This is a genomic window from Rothia sp. HMSC071C12, from assembly GCF_001813895.1.
Lineage (GTDB): Bacteria > Actinomycetota > Actinomycetes > Actinomycetales > Micrococcaceae > Rothia > Rothia mucilaginosa.
In genome coordinates this window covers 214533-230812 of the sequence record NZ_KV814371.1, presented here as the reverse complement: position 1 = coordinate 230812, position 16280 = coordinate 214533, and the positions used below count along the sequence as shown (strand labels likewise).

12 protein-coding genes and 1 tRNA gene are annotated in these 16280 nt (G+C 62.8%); all 13 read left to right on the top strand.

The genetic code is table 11. From position 1 onward, the window contains the following. Window positions 1–675 precede the first annotated feature (675 nt). Window positions 676–750, top strand: a tRNA-Val gene (locus HMPREF2942_RS04200). Between the two features lie 108 nt (window positions 751–858). Continuing rightward, on the top strand, window positions 859–1707 hold the full coding sequence (locus tag HMPREF2942_RS04195; RefSeq protein WP_070676876.1) for a PD-(D/E)XK nuclease family protein: 849 nt from the start codon (window positions 859–861) through the stop codon (window positions 1705–1707). Window positions 1708–1959: 252 nt separating this feature from the next. After that, window positions 1960–2556: a peptide deformylase gene (def, locus tag HMPREF2942_RS04190; RefSeq protein WP_070688467.1), complete on the top strand. Its 597-nt coding sequence runs from the start codon at window positions 1960–1962 to the stop codon at window positions 2554–2556. 6 nt (window positions 2557–2562) lie between these two features. Continuing rightward, a complete protein-coding gene (fmt, locus tag HMPREF2942_RS04185; protein WP_070688466.1) occupies window positions 2563–3531 on the top strand; it encodes a methionyl-tRNA formyltransferase in 969 nt (322 codons plus the stop codon). Beyond that, on the top strand, window positions 3528–5531 hold the full coding sequence (locus HMPREF2942_RS04180; RefSeq protein ID WP_070688465.1) for an RsmB/NOP family class I SAM-dependent RNA methyltransferase: 2004 nt from the start codon (window positions 3528–3530) through the stop codon (window positions 5529–5531). Before fmt ends, HMPREF2942_RS04180 begins: the two co-directional genes overlap by 4 nt. 54 nt (window positions 5532–5585) lie before the next feature. Beyond that, window positions 5586–6287, top strand: a complete 702-nt coding sequence (gene rpe, locus HMPREF2942_RS04175) for a ribulose-phosphate 3-epimerase (protein WP_070605467.1) — start codon at window positions 5586–5588, stop codon at window positions 6285–6287. A gap of 352 nt (window positions 6288–6639) precedes the next feature. Next, window positions 6640–7713, top strand: a complete 1074-nt coding sequence (locus HMPREF2942_RS04170) for an ABC transporter substrate-binding protein (RefSeq protein ID WP_070677920.1) — start codon at window positions 6640–6642, stop codon at window positions 7711–7713. 140 nt (window positions 7714–7853) lie between these two features. Further along, the gene (locus tag HMPREF2942_RS04165; RefSeq protein WP_070688464.1) at window positions 7854–9914 is read left to right on the top strand and encodes a peptidase; all 2061 of its coding nucleotides are present in this window, start codon (window positions 7854–7856) and stop codon (window positions 9912–9914) included. Window positions 9915–10092: 178 nt separating this feature from the next. Next, window positions 10093–11139, top strand: coding sequence for a plasmid partitioning protein (locus HMPREF2942_RS04160; RefSeq protein ID WP_070688463.1), 1047 nt, complete (start codon window positions 10093–10095; stop codon window positions 11137–11139). A 163-nt stretch (window positions 11140–11302) separates the two neighbouring features. Beyond that, window positions 11303–12352 carry a FecCD family ABC transporter permease gene (locus HMPREF2942_RS04155; RefSeq protein ID WP_246824348.1) on the top strand — a complete coding sequence of 350 codons (1050 nt, stop codon included), beginning with the start codon at window positions 11303–11305 and terminating at the stop codon, window positions 12350–12352. Continuing rightward, window positions 12352–13458, top strand: coding sequence for a FecCD family ABC transporter permease (locus HMPREF2942_RS04150; RefSeq protein WP_049337913.1), 1107 nt, complete (start codon window positions 12352–12354; stop codon window positions 13456–13458). Before HMPREF2942_RS04155 ends, HMPREF2942_RS04150 begins: the two co-directional genes overlap by 1 nt. Then, window positions 13458–14300 carry an ABC transporter ATP-binding protein gene (locus HMPREF2942_RS04145; protein ID WP_049349016.1) on the top strand — a complete coding sequence of 281 codons (843 nt, stop codon included), beginning with the start codon at window positions 13458–13460 and terminating at the stop codon, window positions 14298–14300. Before HMPREF2942_RS04150 ends, HMPREF2942_RS04145 begins: the two co-directional genes overlap by 1 nt. 523 nt (window positions 14301–14823) lie before the next feature. Then, window positions 14824–16242, top strand: coding sequence for an enterochelin esterase domain-containing protein (locus HMPREF2942_RS04140; RefSeq protein WP_141755592.1), 1419 nt, complete (start codon window positions 14824–14826; stop codon window positions 16240–16242). The last annotated feature ends 38 nt before the right edge of the window (window positions 16243–16280 follow it).

The window sequence follows — 16280 nt, the reverse complement described above, 5'->3', positions numbered from 1 at the left end:
CCGGTTCAAATCCGGTTGGGGTCACACTAGGAAAGAAGCTCTCCAGTCGAAAGACTGGGGAGCTTCTTTGTTTATCCGGTGAAAAATGGTTTTAGATTCTATGGTGCCGCCGTGAGCCTCTCACGGCGCCGCTCCTTACGTCGCGGCACTCCGGGGCATGATGAAATCCCTCGCGCGCTCGGCATCATGCCCCTCCGTCACCGTTACAAACCGGTTGGGGTCACACTAGGAAAAAAGCCTGTTTCTTCGGAAGCCAGGCTTTTTTGTTTATATCTGTATCTGTCGGAAGATCTTTTAGGTTCTACGGTGCCGCCGTGAGCCTCTCACGGCGCCGCTCCTTACGTCGCGGCACTCCGGGGCATGATGAAATCCCTCGCGCGCTCGGCATCATGCCCCTCCGTCACCGTTACAAACCGGTTGGGGTCACACTAGGAAAAAAGCCTGTTTCTTCGGAAGCCAGGCTTTTTTGTTTATATCTGTATCTGTCGGATGATTTTATAGATTCTACGGTGCCGCCGTGAACCCCTCGAAAAGCCACAAGTGTTTCGAGAAGCCACCATTATGGTGGCTTTTCGAAACACAAGTGGCTTCTCGGCGGCAATAAAAATAGGAACAAAAAAGGGGGAGCGCAAAATTTGACCTTCACGCCGAGCCTCGGTATAGTCTTATCCGTAAGCGTGATTGGCGCAGTGGTAGCGCGCTTCGTTCACACCGAAGAGGTCACTGGTTCGAACCCAGTATCACGCACCAATAACCCCCGTTTCAAGGAACGGGGGTTTTATTATGCCCACCGGTATTTGTGCCCACAAGCAGTACAAACCCAGCCGCGGACACAACCACCCGAGAATGAGGTACCCCGTGACAACACCCGAACTCGCCGCAGCCACCGACTACGGACGCATGTACGCGCGCGTCCGCGGAGGAGAACCCCTCGTCCCCTCCATCACCACCGTCATCGGGCAGCACGCCAACGACCTCAGCGGCTGGCACGGGTACATGGCCGCCAAAGCCGCCCTCGAAGACCAGCGCGCCTACCGCGCCACCGGATCCCACGGCCTCAAATTCGCCATCATCCGCGACGCAGCCAGCGCCTCCGAACGATACCGCGACGCAGCCGCCGCCCGAGGCGACCGCGTCCACAACTACGCCGAAGCCGTCGCCCTACGCGCCATGGGCCGCGAACACAACCTCGACGAAAGCCGCGAACAGCTCATCATCAACGGCGAACAAGCCTACGCCGACCGCTTCGACGAATGGTGGGAAGCCTTCAAGCCCCGCCCCCTCGCCGCCGAAGTCACCATCTGGAACGACACCGTCGGCTACGCGGGCACCCTCGACCTGGTCGCAGAAATCGCAGGCCGAACCTGCATCATCGACTACAAAACCAAAGGCACCGACAAACGCGGCCGTGTCAAAGCACTCGACGAAAAAGTCGTCATGCAGCTCGTAGCCGGACTCAAAGCCGAAGAATCCCTCGTCGACCCCGACGAAGGCGCCTGGGAACCCTGGAAATACGGTGACGCGCCCGTCCTCATGGGCGTAGCCCTCGGCGAAACGCAGGTGCTACCGCAGCAGGCGAACCCCGCCGTGCTCGAACGTAACTGGTACAAGTTCTGCGCCCTGCGCCGCGTTTGGGAATTCGACCGCCAGGTCCAAGAATTTGAAGACCCCGCGCTCATGCCCGTAGTACCCCCGCCTGCGGCGTAGGGGAGAGGGTTCAAACCCTCCGCGGAGGTGAGGCTCAGCCCTCACCCTGCCGCCTCGATTCGTTCTAGATTCGCGCTACTGAATCGGCGACAATAGAACAATAGGCAGAACGGTGTCCGCGCGGCCCGCTGTGAAGAACCCACTGGGAAGAACCCACTGTAAAGAACCCGCTGGGAAAAGCCGTCAGCGCAGTTCTGCCACCATTTTGAAATCCGTAAGCACATTCCCGGCACCCGCCGGCAGAGGAGAACCATGACCATCCTGAGCATCCGCACCGTGGGCGACCCGGTGCTGCGCAGCGTCTGCGACCCCATCACCGTCTTCGACGACGACCTGGCACGACTCATCGACGACATGCTAGAAACCATGTACGACGTGGGCGGCGTGGGCCTTGCCGGCCCGCAGGTTGGCATCTCCAAGCAGATCTTCACTTTCGGCGGCATTGACGACCGCGAAGGCTACATCATCAACCCCGTGCTCGAAGTTGGTGAAGAAGACCAGGAAGGCGGCGAAGGCTGCCTGTCCGTGCCCGGTCAAAAGTCCGCGACCCCGCGCAAGAACTGGGCGCGCGTGACCGGCGTGGACCGCCACGGCGAACCCCTCGTGCTGGAAGGTGAGGGCCTGTTCGCGCGCATGCTGCAGCACGAAACCGACCACCTGCACGGCAAGCTGTTCATCGACCGTCTCGTGGGTGAAGACCGCCAGCGCGTGATGCGTGCCCTGCGCGCCGCAGACTACAACGCCGTCGCCGCGAAGACCGTGACCGAGCGTGCAACCCGCGTGGGCGGTGCCTTCGGCGGCGGTGGCGCATTCGGTGCCGGTTCCTCCTTCGGTAGCTTCGGAAAGTAGGCTCACATGCTCAACATCATTTACGCAGGCACCCCCGACATTGCCGTGCCCCCGCTCGACTACCTGGCGAACTCCGATAAGGTTCGCGTGGTTGGCGTGCTTACCCGCAAAGACGCCCCCGTGGGCCGCAAGCGCGTGCTCACTCCCTCCCCGGTCGCGCAGCGCGCCGAAGAGCTCGGCCTGCCCATCGTGAAGGCAAACCGCTGGAACGACGAAGCCGCCGCAGCCATCGCTGAGCTGAACGCTGACGCAGCCGCCGTGGTCGCCTACGGTGCCCTGCTGCCGCTGCCCGCGCTCGAATCCCTGCGCTACGGCTGGGTCAACCTGCACTTCTCCAAGCTGCCCGCATGGCGCGGCGCCGCCCCCGTGCAGCGCGCCCTCATCGCCGGTGAGCAAGAAATTTTCTCCACCACCTTCCTGCTCGAAGAAGGCCTGGACACCGGCCCCACCTTCGAACAGGAATCCACCCCCGTAGCCGCCGACGACACCGCAGGCACCGTGCTGATGCGCCTCGCAACCAGCGGCGGCGCACTGCTTGAACGCACCTTCGAACGCCTCGAAGCGGGCGAGAACGGCACCGTGCAGGTCGAGGACGACTCTGTTAGCTACGCCTCCAAGATGAGCATTGCCGACGGCCGCCTCACCTGGACCGAACCCGCCGAGCAGATCCTGGCACGTTTCCGCGGCGTGACCCCCGAACCCGGCGCATGGTGCGAACTGGGCGAAAACCGCTTCAAGATTGGTGGTCTGGCGGTTGCCGATGAGCGCCTGGTGCAGTCCCTGACCGAGGCGAACGGCGGCCCCCTCGCACCCGGTGCGGTGCGTCTGCACGCGAAGAAGGTACTGGTCGGCACCGGTACCAAACCCCTGATGCTGCTGCAGGTTCAGCCTGCCGGTAAGAAAATGATGGATGCGCCCGCGTGGGCTCGCGGCGCTGGCAAGGACATGGCGGAAGGCCTGGTGGTACTCGCATGAGCAACGAAAAGCGCCCCTACAAGGGAGGACACGGCAAGCCCGGTCACGCTGGCAATGGCAAGCCCGGCAACGGCAAGTTCAGCCAGGGTAGCGGTCAGGGTAAGTTCAATCAGGGCGGCGGTCAGGGTGAGGGCGGTGCGAAGCGTAAGCGTCGTCGCCGCTCCGGCGCTGGCAACGGCTCGAGTTCTGGTGTGAGCGAGCAGAACCGCCAGCAGTCCCAGAATTCCCAGCGCGCTCAGAACCAGCGCTCGCAGAATCAAAGCTCGCAGGGCCGCCCGCAGAAGTGGGACGACAACTCCCGCAGCGAATCGCGTACCGGCCGCCGCTTTGACGGCCTGACCAGCGTCGAACGCGCCGCACGCCGCGCCAAGACCGAGCACGACGACACCAAACGCGGTGGCGGCGGCACCTCCCAGCGCAATAAGAGCGGCCACGAACGCAACCGCCGCTCCATGTCCGCCCGCGAATTCTCCGCGGCGGCACCCTCCGCACGCTCGCGTACCGCAGACACCGCACGCGCAACCGTCTTCGACGTACTGCGCTCCGTGGCGGAATCTGACGCCTACGCGAACCTCGTGCTGCCCAAGGCGATTCGTAGCCACCGCCTCGACCACCGCGACGCAGGCTTTGCAACCGAGCTGACCTACGGCACGCTGCGCCACCAGGGCACCTACGACGCAATCCTCAGCCGCTGCGTAGACCGCCCTATCGAGAAGGTCGGCACCACCACCCTGATTGTGCTGCGCATGGGCGTGCACCAGCTGCTGAACATGCGCGTTCCCGCCCACGCGGCGCTGAACCAGAGCGTGTCCCTGGCACGCGAAAAGATCGGTGCGGGCCCGGCAAGCTTCATTAACGCGGTGCTGCGCCGTGTCTCCGAGCGCACCCCCGAAGAGTGGTACGAACTCATCATCGAGGACGCGAAGGACGACACCGAACGCATGGCGCTGCTCGCCTCGCACCCCGCCTGGATTGTGCGTTCCATGCGCCAGGCACTCGTTGCGCACGGCCGCCCCGCCTCCGAAATTGAGCAGCTGCTCGAAGCGGACAACCTCGCCCCCGTGGTGAACCTGGTGGCGCTACCCGGCCTGGGTAGCCTCGACGAGGCACGCGAACAGGGCGCCGTCGACGGCGAGCTGGTTGAAGGTTCGGCGCTGTACGCCTCCGGCGACTTGGCACGCCTGGAATCCGTACGTGAAGGCACCGTCCGCGCTCAGGATGCCGGCTCCCAGCTGGTAGCACGCGCGCTCGCCGCAGCACCCCTGGACGGCACCGACACCGCATGGCTCGACCTGTGCGCAGGCCCTGGCGGTAAAGCGGCGCTGCTCGGCGCGCTCGGTATTCAGCGCGGCGCATCCCTGGTCGCCAACGAGGCGGCACCGCACCGCGCGCAGCTCGTGGAATCCTCCATGCGCCCCCTGCCCGAGGACAGCTACACGGTACTCACCGGCGACGGCCGCCAGATCCGCGAAACCCTGCACAAGAACGCCTCCGCACTGCCCGGATCCATTGAGCCCGGTCAGCTTTTCGACCGCGTGATGGTGGATGTGCCCTGCTCCGGTCTGGGCGCCCTGCGTCGCCGCCCCGAGGCGCGTTGGCGCAAGTCCCCGCGCGATATTGCCGAGCTGCTGCCCCTGCAGCGTCAGCTCCTGGACGCAGCCATTGAGGCGACCCGCCCCGGCGGCCTCATCGCCTACGTGACCTGCTCCCCGCACGCGGCAGAAACCCAGAACATTGTTGCCGAGGTGCTCGAAAGCGGCGCGGTCAGCCTGCTCGACTCCGCCGCCGCGCTGCGCGAAGTCGCCCTGCACACCGAAGGCGCGAACGGCGAACCCGTGAGCGTGCTGGCGGGGGAGAAGGACCCCGGCCACACCCCCGAGATTAAGGTCAAGAAGGGCGCATCGGTCGTGAAGGCTTCGGAGAACCCGACCACCGCGCAGCTGTGGCCGCACGTGCATGGAACCGACGCCATGTTCCTCGCCCTGCTGCGTAAGAACTAGCCGCTTCACCGCCTAGCATCACTGGCCATACGGCACGGATTTGAAAGGAACCCCATGGGTATTGCCATTAACCCGTCGATTCTCTCGGCGGATTTCGCGAACCTGCAGCGCGAGCTGGAGCGCATTTCCACCGCAGACGCCGCGCATATTGACGTGATGGACAACCACTTCGTCCCCAACCTCACCTGGGGCCCGCCGGTGGTCAAGCGTCTGCGCGAAATCTCCCCGGTGCCGTTCGACGTGCACCTGATGATTGAGGACGCCGACCGTTGGGCACCCGAATACGCCAGCATGGGCTGCGAATCGGTGACCTTCCACGCGGAGGCGGCTATCGCCCCCATCAAGCTGGCGCGCACCCTGCGTGCTGAGGGCGCGAAGGCGGGTATGGCGCTGCGTCCGGCAACCGCCGTGGAACCCTACCTGGACATGCTCAGCGAACTGGACATGCTGCTGATCATGACCGTGGAACCTGGCTTCGGCGGCCAGGCGTTCCTGGACGTGACCCTGCCGAAGATTGCCCGCGCCGCCAAGGCGATTGAGGGCGCGAACCTGCCGGTGACCGTGCAGGTGGACGGCGGTATCACCGAAGAGACCATCCTGCGTGCCGCGGAGGCTGGCGCAACCTGCTTCGTTGCCGGTAGCTCGGTCTACGGTGTGGATGAGGCGCTCGGCGGTCCGGAGGCGGCAATCGCCTCCCTGCGTGAGGCGGCCGCATCGGTCAAGCGTTCCAGCGCCGGATGCGGTTGCGGCTGCTAGCGGTGCTCGCCGGTAACGGCGCCCCGTATCGATGACACCCCCGCATCTATAAAACTTCAACGCCCCGTTGCGAAGATTGCGCCCCGTCGCGGCTCTTCGCGGCGGGGCGTTTTGCGTGCCCGGCTTTCTCAACCACCGCAGATTTATAGCGAGGTAATAGCAGGGGAGAGACACCCAGTTAAGCGACATAGTGTCAGCAAGACTATGACAAAGCGTGAGATATGTTACCCCGCGCAATTCCGCGGTAAAACCGGGCATCCCGGCGGTCAGAAAAAGCAAACTGAACACATCTTGATGTAACACTCAGATATCTGTAAGGTTAGGTATAGTTTAGTCAAATCTAGGGGGAACTATGTCTTTCAACCGAACCGAGCTGACCGACGCCGAAAACCACGGCGCATCGGGCGTTAACCGCCGCGCATTCTTCGGCCTGGCGCTCGCCTCCTCGGCTGCTCTCGCCCTCGCGGCATGCAGCAGCGAGACCACCACGACCACCACTTCCGGCGGTTCCACCTCCGGTGGCAACAGCGGCACCCGCACCATCAAGGACATTGACGACGAGAATGTAGAAGTTCCCGCCAACCCGAAGAAGGTTATCGTCCTCTCCGAACCCACCCTCGACGGCCTGCTCGCCCTCGGCGTGACCCCCGTCGGTTCCGTCTCCGGTCGCGGCCAGTCCGGCGTGCCCAACTACCTTGCCGACCGCGCCAAGGGCGTGCAGATTATCGGCACCGTCGCCCAGGTCAACTACGAGCAGATCGGCAACCTTGACCCCGACCTGATTCTGGTCGACTCCACCGGCGTGGACAAGCGCTCCGAGGCCTTCGAAACTCTCAAGAAGATCGCCCCCGTCGTCTACTGCGGCTACGCGGGCGGAGACTGGCGCATCAACTTCCGCAACGTCGCCAACGCTATGAACATGGTCGACAAGGGCGAAGAAGTCATCAAGGCATACGAGTCAAACGCCGCTACGCTGAAGGACCAGCTCGCCCCCAAGTACGGCGACAAGACCTTCTCCATCGTCCGTTGGGCAGGCAACGGCCCCGCCCTGATCCTCAAGGAACTGCCCGCCGGCCAGGTACTCAACGACCTGGGCCTTAAGCGCCCCGAGTCGCAGGACCGAAACGGTCAGGGCCACTCCGAGCCCGTCTCCCTCGAGAACCTGGCAACCATCGACGCGGACTACATGTTCCTGGGCACCCTCGGCGGCGCAAGCCAGCAGAACCCGAACGCGCAGGGCTCCGCAGGTCTGCAGGGCGCCGAAGAAGCACTGAACAAGGCGAAGGAAACCTCCGGCTTCACCAACCTGAAGGCATTCAAGGACGACCACGTGATTCTCGTGGACGGCTCCAAGTGGACCTCCACCGGCGGCCCGCTACTGCTCGAAGGCATTATCGAAGACGTCAAGAAGGCGCTTCCGCTCTAAACGCCCTGTTCTGAACACCCCGTTCTAAATACCCTGTGAAGCAATCACCCGCTGAAGCTTCCGCCACCCTTCCCGCCGCGACCTAAAAACCGCGGCGGGAAGGGGATGCACGACCCACCACACCATCCTCAAGGACCACAATGACCGAAACTCGACCCGTGCGCACCGCAGCCCGCTACGGTGCCGTCGTGGCTCTCGCCGGCGCGCTCATCACCCCCGGAGCAGCGCTGACCGGCACCACCATTGCTTACGCGGACACCCCCGCCGCCACCCAGCAGGCTGATAAGGCTACCGTGACGATTTCCACCGAGAAGTGGCGCGAAGGTAAGCTCGTGCTACGCGGCACCGGCTTTACCAGCACCGCACCCGGTCGCGGCGCAGTGTTCGCAGTGAAGTTCCTCGACGCCCTGCCGGATGAAGCGCACCAGGCGATTAACCCGATCACCAAGAAGGGTGGCAACTCGCCCGCAAACTTCATGGGAACCGCCAAGGAGGACGGCACCTTCGAGGTTGAGGTGTCCCTGCCGACCCCCGAAAACACCGGTCTGACCGCTGAACAGCTGAAGAACAAGGGCTGGACCGTGGAGGGTACCAGCCACCGTATTCAGGTGCTTTCCGGTTCCCTGGGCGGTACGGATGCGGACGGCAACACCTACGACCGTCGTGCATCTGTGTCGCAGAATATTACGTTGAGCGACCCGGCTCCGAGCCCGGCACCGACCGCGGATCCCTCTGCTACCGCTGAGCCCAGCGCAACTGTAGAGCCTTCTGCGACTGCCGAGCCTACTGCGGAGCCCTCTGCTACCGCTGAGCCTTCTGCGACTGCCGAGCCTACCGCGGATCCCTCTGCTACCGCAGAACCCACCCCGGCACCTACTGCAGACCCCACCCCGGCACCTACCGCAGAGCCGACCCCCGCGCCCAGCGAAGACTCGAAAACCTGCGCCCCCGCCGATGACTCCTTCACCCCGCGCCTGACCATCGAGAACCCCAAGGCGGTTCAGGGTGGCAAGCTGCACCTGACCGGTGACGGCTGGTGCAACCCCGAAGACAAGAAGGCATCCGTTATCGGTCTGAAGATTGACGACGGCAAGGTATCCCGTAACGACGCCACCGCGGTCAACGACAACCGCACCATCTGGGCTATCGTCACCCCCGACGAAAACGGCCACATCGACGCCTGGATTGACCTGCCCACCCGCGATAACGCAGCTTTCAAGAATGACGAAGACGCGGCAAAGTACGCCTCCGGTGAGCACACCCTGCGCCTGCTGACCGGTAGCCTGCGTGAGGGCGACCGATCCGGAACCTACGGCGGCGCCAACAGCCAGGGCGGCATCAACACCACCTTCACCATCGGTGAGTACGCCCCCGGTGACGCACCCGAGCCGGTCAACGCCTCCGAACTGACCGCTGGTAATGGCGTGCAGGTGAGCCGTGACGGCTCCACCGTGACCGTGACCGTGCCGAACGCTGAACCGGGCACCTGGGTGTACGCCGCAACCTACCTCGGTAACTCCCCGCAGACCCTCTACGGCTCCGGCTGGAAGCGTCTGGATGGCAACCGCAGCTTCAGCTACGAAACCAGCGTGAGCATGCCCGCCGCAACCTACCGCGTGGTTGTGCACAACGGCAACCAGGGCGCTGAAAATGCGGTGCTCGGTTTTGCTGACATGACCGTGGAACGTGCTGTTACCCCTCGTCAGGACGTTTCCCGCGATGAGCAGGACGCCACCGACCAGCTGGTCGAAGAGTTGAACGAAAACCCCGCAACCGCAACCTCCACGGCACCTGTGCCCATGCGTAACGCGGGCGGCCGCATCAGCACCCGCGCCACCGACGTGGATGCATCCCTCGCCGCGCTCTCGCAGAGCACCGCTCCGGTCGTGAACCGCGTGCAGGCTAAGGCGAAGGTTCAGAGCGCGCAGAAGACCCTGGCATCTAACCTGCAGAAGACCGAAGCTAACGCAAAGAAGGCTGTGAAGGCCGCCGCCGGTTCGAAGAACTCGCAGAACGCACAGGGCTCGCAGAACTCTCAGAACTCCGCCGCTGGCACCAAGGCACAGGGCCCGACCATTGAGGGTACTGAGCTGACCGGTCTGACCAAGTGGCTGGTCAACAACGCCAATAACCTGCTGCTCTCGGCGGCTGGCCTGGTGGTTTTGGCCGCGGCTCTGCTGCTGCGCACCTCCAAGAAGTAAGCTCTCTGACCACATATTCACATCGGCACCGGTCCACGCTCCACACTTTTGACCCTGCACCCTTGAACAGGGGCGTGGATCGGGTGCCTCCAACCACTCGGGTCACGACCCGCTGAACTGCACCTCCACGAACCCGGTAGCGTTCAGCTTTGACCCCGGTAATTTTGAAAGGACCACCATGCGTGCACCTTTTTCGGGAGCCCCGAAGGCATCCCTGACCTCTAAGGCGCTGACCGCCTGCGCTGCCGCAACCCTGGCGCTGGGCTTGGGTGTTGGCACCGCATCCGCTCTGCCTCCGGGCGGTGCAAAGGCATCGACCCCCGGCACCTCTTCGACCGTTTCCTCTTCTGTGAGCGAACACGGCGTGATTTCCTTTAGCGTGAGCGGTTTCCCCGCGAACACTGTGGTGTCCGTGAAGGTGGACGACGGTAACCTGTGCCCCTCCGACGCGGCACAGGGCGCTTGCGTGGTGCACCAGCAGAAGACCGATGGTAACGGTAATGTCTCCGGTTCCTTCGTTCTGCCGGATGTTGGCGCTGGCACCCACACCCTGCGTTTCCTTGCAACCGGTGAGAAGCGTGACAAGGACGGCAAGTACCTGGGCACCGAGGCGTACAGCAACCGCAGCCCCGAGTTCACCGTGGTGGGTGAGGGCGGTTCGGATAATTCCTCCTCGAACTCTTCGGGTTCTTCCTCGAACCGCGGCTCTTCCAGCTCGAAGAGCAACGGTGGTTCCTCGAATGGCGGCTCGAACTCTAACAACTCAGACTCTGCAGACGAGGCTCAGGGCTCTAACGATTCCAACGAGTCCTCGTCCAATGGTGGTTCGAACGGCTCCTCGAATGGTTCTGCAGGTGGCGCGGCTGAGGCTGAGACCGTGTACACCGACGCTGAGGGCAACACCATCACTAAGGAGGAGTACGACCGCCTGAACGCGGAAGCTGACTCTTCCGGTACCTCCGGTACCTCTGGCTCTTCCGCTGCGCCTGCTGCTTCGGCTTCTGCAAATGCCCAGAAGAAGGCGACCGCTTCGGCGAGCGCATCTTCTTCGGCTGCTGCGCGTGGTACTGCGTCGAACCCGAGCGCTTCGGCTTCGGGCGCGGCTAACACCGCATCCACCGTTCAGACCGTGACTTACGGTGCTGCGTTCCCGTGGATTGGCGTGGTGGTTCTGGGCGTAAGCATTGTGGGTGCCGCTGCGCTGCTGCTGACCCGTAAGCGCTAAGACTTAACGTCGGATGCGGGTGGGGGAGTAACCCGCCCGCTCCGGCGTTTCTCTCATTATCTACCGGTGTGCCGGGTGCCCCTCGCGTGGTGTGGGTGCGCCGGGTGCGCCTCCCTGTTTTCTTGTATCGAACATAAGGAGCATAGTGGCCCGCACGAGCTCATTGTCCCGAGATGTTCAGCAGGAGAGTACGTCCCGTCAGGGTTCTGTGATTCAGGGGCAGAAGTTGGGTAAGCGCCTGGCTTTTCTGTTCTTGTTTGCGGTGCTTTTGGTGGGGGCTGTGGCTGCTTCTTTGCTGTTCGGGTCGAATAATCTTCCGCCGGATCAGGTTCTGGCTGTTTTCAATGGCACTGCTTCTGAGCAGGCGCAGACGATTGTGATGGAGCAGCGCATTCCGCGTACCCTGGTGGGTCTTGCGGCGGGTGCCGCGTTGGCGGTTGCTGGTTCTCTGATGCAGTCGTTGACTCGTAACCCGCTGGCTGAGCCTGGCCTGATGGGTGTGAACGCTGGTGCTGCGGTGGCTGTGATTGGCTCCGTGGTGGTTTTTGGCGTGATGGGTATTTGGCAGTACATGGTTGCTGCGACGATTGGTGGCGCGTTGGCTGCGGTGCTGGTGTACACGCTGGGTCGTGGCCGTGACGGGTCGATTGTGAAGCTCGCTCTGGCGGGTGTGGCGATTTCTGCGGCGCTGTCGGCGATTGCGCAGGGCCTGATTTTGGCTGATCAGGATGCGTATAACGAGTTCCGTGTGTGGGTTGCCGGTTCGCTGGAGGGCCGCGGTATGGATATCGCTTCGACGGTGGGTCCGGTGATTGTACTGGGTATGCTGGTGGCGTTCTTTGTGGCTCCTGCGATTAATGCTCTGAGTATGGGCGAGGAGGCGGCGACCAGCCTCGGCGTGAGCGTGCGTACGACCCAGAACTTGACGTTGCTGGCGGTGACGGTGCTTGCCGGTGCGGCGACTGCTGCGGTGGGTCCGATTGGTTTTGTGGGTTTGGCGGTGCCGTTTGTGGTGCGTGCTTTGCTCGGTAATGATGTGCGCTGGGTGAATTATGGTTCGGCACTGTTGGGTCCGGTGTGGCTGCTGTGTGCTGACGTGTTGGCGCGTGTGCTGGTGGCTCCGCAGGAGACTCAGGTGGGTATTGTGGCGACTCTTGCCGGTGCCCCGGTGTTCTTGTTCTTGATGACTCGTCGTAAGGTGGAGGCTCTCTAATGTCGAATTCTTCCGCTCTTTCGACGGCAACTGCCACCAGCCCCGCTAATCGTTCTGCACGTCGTCGCGGCCGCGATTTGGGCGGCCGCCCGGTGTTGACTGTGCGCGGTCCGCTGAGTGCTCAGGTGCCGTGGCGTGTGCTGATCCTGAATGTGGCGTTGGTGGTGCTGATTGCGGCGCTGGCGTTTTGGGGCATGTTGCAGGGTGACTACAAGATCGCCCCGGAGAAGGTCATTCCGGCGTTGATGGGTGAGGGTAAGCAGATTGCTGTGACTTTCGCTCAGCAGCGTGCGGCGCGTATTGTGGCGGCGCTTCTGGTGGGTGCGGCGCTTGGTCTGTCGGGTGCGATTTTCCAGGTGATTTCGGGTAATGCCCTGGGTTCGCCGGATATTATCGGTTTCACGAATGGTGCCGCGACCGGTGCGCTGTTGCAGATTATTGTCTTCAATTCCGGTCCCGTTGAGGTTGCTCTGGGCGCTGTGGTTGGTGGCTTGGCGACTTCGGTGCTGGTGTGGTTGTTGACGCGCCGTACGGGTTTGCATGGCTTCCGCCTGGTGCTGGTCGGTATTGGTGTGGGTTCGACCCTGGCGGCGTTCAATGCGCTGCTGGTGGTGCGTGCTTCGCTGACTCAGGCGCAGACCGCGGCGTCTTGGCTTGCCGGTTCGCTGAACGACATCACGTGGGAGCGCACCTACGCACTGCTGGGTCTGCTGCTCGTGGTGACTCCGCTGCTGCTGATGCTGGTCCGCCCGCTGGGCGCGATTCGTTTTGGTGACCAGGTGGCATCCGGTTTGGGTGTGAGCGTGAATGCGTACCGTGTGGCGGCTCTGTTTATTGGTGTGCTTCTGGTTTCGCTGGCGACCGCGACGACCGGCCCGATTGCTTTTGTCGCCTTGGCGGCACCGCACATCGCGAAGACCCTGTCTCGCAGTGGCGGGGTGGGTTTCACCTCCGCGGCACTTATGGGTGCGCTCATGGTGCTCGGCTCTGACCTGATTGGCCGATTCGCTGTTCCCGGACGCATCATTCAGGTGGGTGTGGTGACCGGCGCGATTGGCGGCCTGTACCTGATTTACCTGATTTACCTCGAAAGGAAGAAGAGCTAGTGAACGCTAGTGTGACGACCCGCCTTGAAGGCGAGAACATGGTGGTTGCCTACGGTGAGCATACGGTGCTCAACGGGGTAGATTTTCAGGTGCCGGAGGGGGAGCTGACCGTTATCCTGGGCCCGAACGCCTGCGGTAAGTCGACCACCTTGAAGGCTCTTGCCCGCGTGAACCCGCTCAAGGAGGGTGAGGTTCGCCTGGACGGCACCCCGCTGCCGCAGATGAAGTCCCGCGCTATCGCCAAGATCCTGGCGATGCTGCCGCAGACCCCGGAGGCGCCTAGCGGCGTGACCGTGGCGGATGTGGTGGCGCGCGGCCGCTACCCGCACCAGTCGCTGCTGCGTTCCTGGTCTGATGAGGACGAGCGCGCCTGCGTGGAGGCGATGCAGGCGGCGAACGTGCTGGAGCTTGCTGAGCGTCCCATTGAGGCGCTCTCGGGCGGTCAGCGTCAGCGTGTGTGGATTGCCATGACCCTGGCGCAGCAGACCCCGCTGATTCTGCTGGATGAGCCGACCACTTACCTGGATATCACGCACCAGATTGAGGTGCTGAACCTGACGAAGAAATTGCATTCCGAAGGGCGAACGGTAGCCGTGGTTTTGCATGACCTGAACCTCGCTTTCAGGTATGCTACTCATGTTGTGTTAATGAAGCAGGGCCGGATTATCGCTCAGGGCGATCCGCGTGCGATAATTACACCGGAACTCATTCAGGAAGTTTTTGACCTGCAATCGGTCATTATTCCTGATCCATGCACTGGTACCCCTTTGGTTATTCCGAAGGAGAACCAAACAATTCATATTGCCGCTGACGCTATTTCGGCGGCCCGCGAAAGCGAATAGTTTTCGCCCCTAAGCCGCGTGGGAGTTAGCACCAACCGTCTCAGTACGGGTGGAAAAGCTCGGCATTGCGCCAAGCAGCGAACGCTAGGATCTGAGGGACCCAGGATCCCCTGCGCGTAGGGCGCCTACCCGGTGCTCGCCCGTCTTTGACGCATGAACGGATCCGAGCACTGGGTAGGTTCCATTTTGGGAACCCGTAGATGAGGCACCGAGACTGCCGCATGAGACCTTCACTGTTTGAAGGTTTGATGCACGGTCTCGGTGCCTCATCTCTTTTAACTTCTGGGCTGGGGCCGGGCTGGTCTTAGATGGGGCTGGGCGGGGTTGTGGCGGCTTTGTGCTTGGGCTTTATTAGCGTGTGCTCACTGTCATGAATGTCATGTTGTGGTTCTTTCGCTTTTCCCTTTGGCTGGAGTTTGGGTAAGGGATACCATAGAGTGAGGTAGTAGAGGCTAACTAATAATAATGCGCCTCCTCACCGATTTTCACCGATTGAGTGTTTCCACAGACCAAGGAGGAACCGTTGGGCGAGCACGAACCCACCGCGACCGTTCCCGCGCAGAGTATTTCTGTGCAGCGCATTTCTGTACAGGGCACTTCTGAACAGGCTACTTCTGGGCAGACTGTTGCAGCGCAGCCGCGTACCGTTGCGCCGGCCGTGCGCCCGGCCCCTCCCAAGATCCCGCGCCCTGTACCGGCACCGCGCGTGGACAGCCCCCTCATCAGCGCCCTCATCGCCGAGGCGGTCAGCCCCGAAGAGCTGAACGCCCGCATCGTTGAGATCGTCTCCGAAGGCACCCCCATTATTGAGCCGGTGCACCGCGAAGACGGTAGCATCAGTGAGAACGAGCGCATCGTCACCTTCCTGTACCACAACGAGCAGGCGGAGCAGGTGCTCATGTTCATTAACCGCCTGACCGATGAGAAGAACCTTGACCGTTCCCTCATGGCCCGCATCGAGGGCACTGGCTGGTGGCAGCTGAGCATACAGATGGAAACCACCTGGCGTGCCTCCTACAACTTCTTGCCGGCGCTGCCCGGCGAGCGCCCCGCCTGGCTGGGTGATGACGACCAGGTGCGCCTGCGCGCCGCTCTGGACTCCGGTGAGGGCGACCCGCTGAACCCCGAGACCGCGTGCAACCGTATCGGTCGTTGCATGGGTGTGGTGCAGCTTGAGCACGCGCCGGTGCAGGAGTTCCTCCTGACTCAGGAAGAGATTGACGCGCTGCCCGCCCCCGAGTGGATGCAGACCTCTGATGGTCACCAGTATGTGCTCGGCCGCGTGGGTGACCCCGCCCCGGATGCGCCGCTGTTCATCCAGTTCGACGGTGAGATGTGGTTCAGCCAGGGTATGGAGCACACCCTCAATCGTGCCCACGAGGCAGGTCGTATTCCGGCGATGCACGTGTTCTTCCTGCACTCTGGCGGTCGTGAGAACCGCTGGAAGGAGCTGAACGGCGACAACCCGGTTGCCGACTACCTGGTGGACATTGCATTCCCGCACCTGGAGGCAGTGCACGGCATTAAGACCGCGCCGCAGAACATTGTGATTAACGGTCAGTCGCTGGGCGGTCTGTCCTCCCTGCTGGCGGTGCTGAGCCGCCCGGAGGCGTTTGGCGGCGCGATCGCGCAGTCTTCGTCGCTGTGGCAGCCGCAGGTCATGGACCGCCTGGACGAGCTTGAGGCGGCGGGTGAGATTGACCGCCTGCGCCACCTGTACCTTGAGATTGAGGTGGGGGAGCAGGAGTGGGTTCTGGTACCGCCTCACCGCGAGCTGAAGGAGCGCCTGGAAAAGCTGGGCCTGAAGAATGCGCACTGCACGACCTTCAACGGCGGTCACGATTATGCGTGCTGGCGCGGTGCGATTGTGCCGGCGTTGGAACGTATTATTGCTGCCTGCCGGGAGGCTGAGCGCGCTGAGCGGAGCTTAGCTGAGGAATAGCGAGAGGTCGCCTAGGGATCCTGCACGGGTAGAGCACA

What these genes read in the sequence shown, in the direction of transcription:
- def (WP_070688467.1), top strand. Translation starts at nt 1,960, where the DNA reads ATGACCATCCTGAGCATCCGCACCGTGGGCGACCCGGTGCTGCGCAGC.
- fmt (WP_070688466.1), top strand. Translation starts at nt 2,563, where the DNA reads ATGCTCAACATCATTTACGCAGGCACCCCCGACATTGCCGTGCCCCCG.
- HMPREF2942_RS04180 (WP_070688465.1), top strand. Translation starts at nt 3,528, where the DNA reads ATGAGCAACGAAAAGCGCCCCTACAAGGGAGGACACGGCAAGCCCGGT.
- rpe (WP_070605467.1), top strand. Translation starts at nt 5,586, where the DNA reads ATGGGTATTGCCATTAACCCGTCGATTCTCTCGGCGGATTTCGCGAAC.
- HMPREF2942_RS04170 (WP_070677920.1), top strand. Translation starts at nt 6,640, where the DNA reads ATGTCTTTCAACCGAACCGAGCTGACCGACGCCGAAAACCACGGCGCA.
- HMPREF2942_RS04165 (WP_070688464.1), top strand. Translation starts at nt 7,854, where the DNA reads ATGACCGAAACTCGACCCGTGCGCACCGCAGCCCGCTACGGTGCCGTC.
- HMPREF2942_RS04160 (WP_070688463.1), top strand. Translation starts at nt 10,093, where the DNA reads ATGCGTGCACCTTTTTCGGGAGCCCCGAAGGCATCCCTGACCTCTAAG.
- HMPREF2942_RS04150 (WP_049337913.1), top strand. Translation starts at nt 12,352, where the DNA reads ATGTCGAATTCTTCCGCTCTTTCGACGGCAACTGCCACCAGCCCCGCT.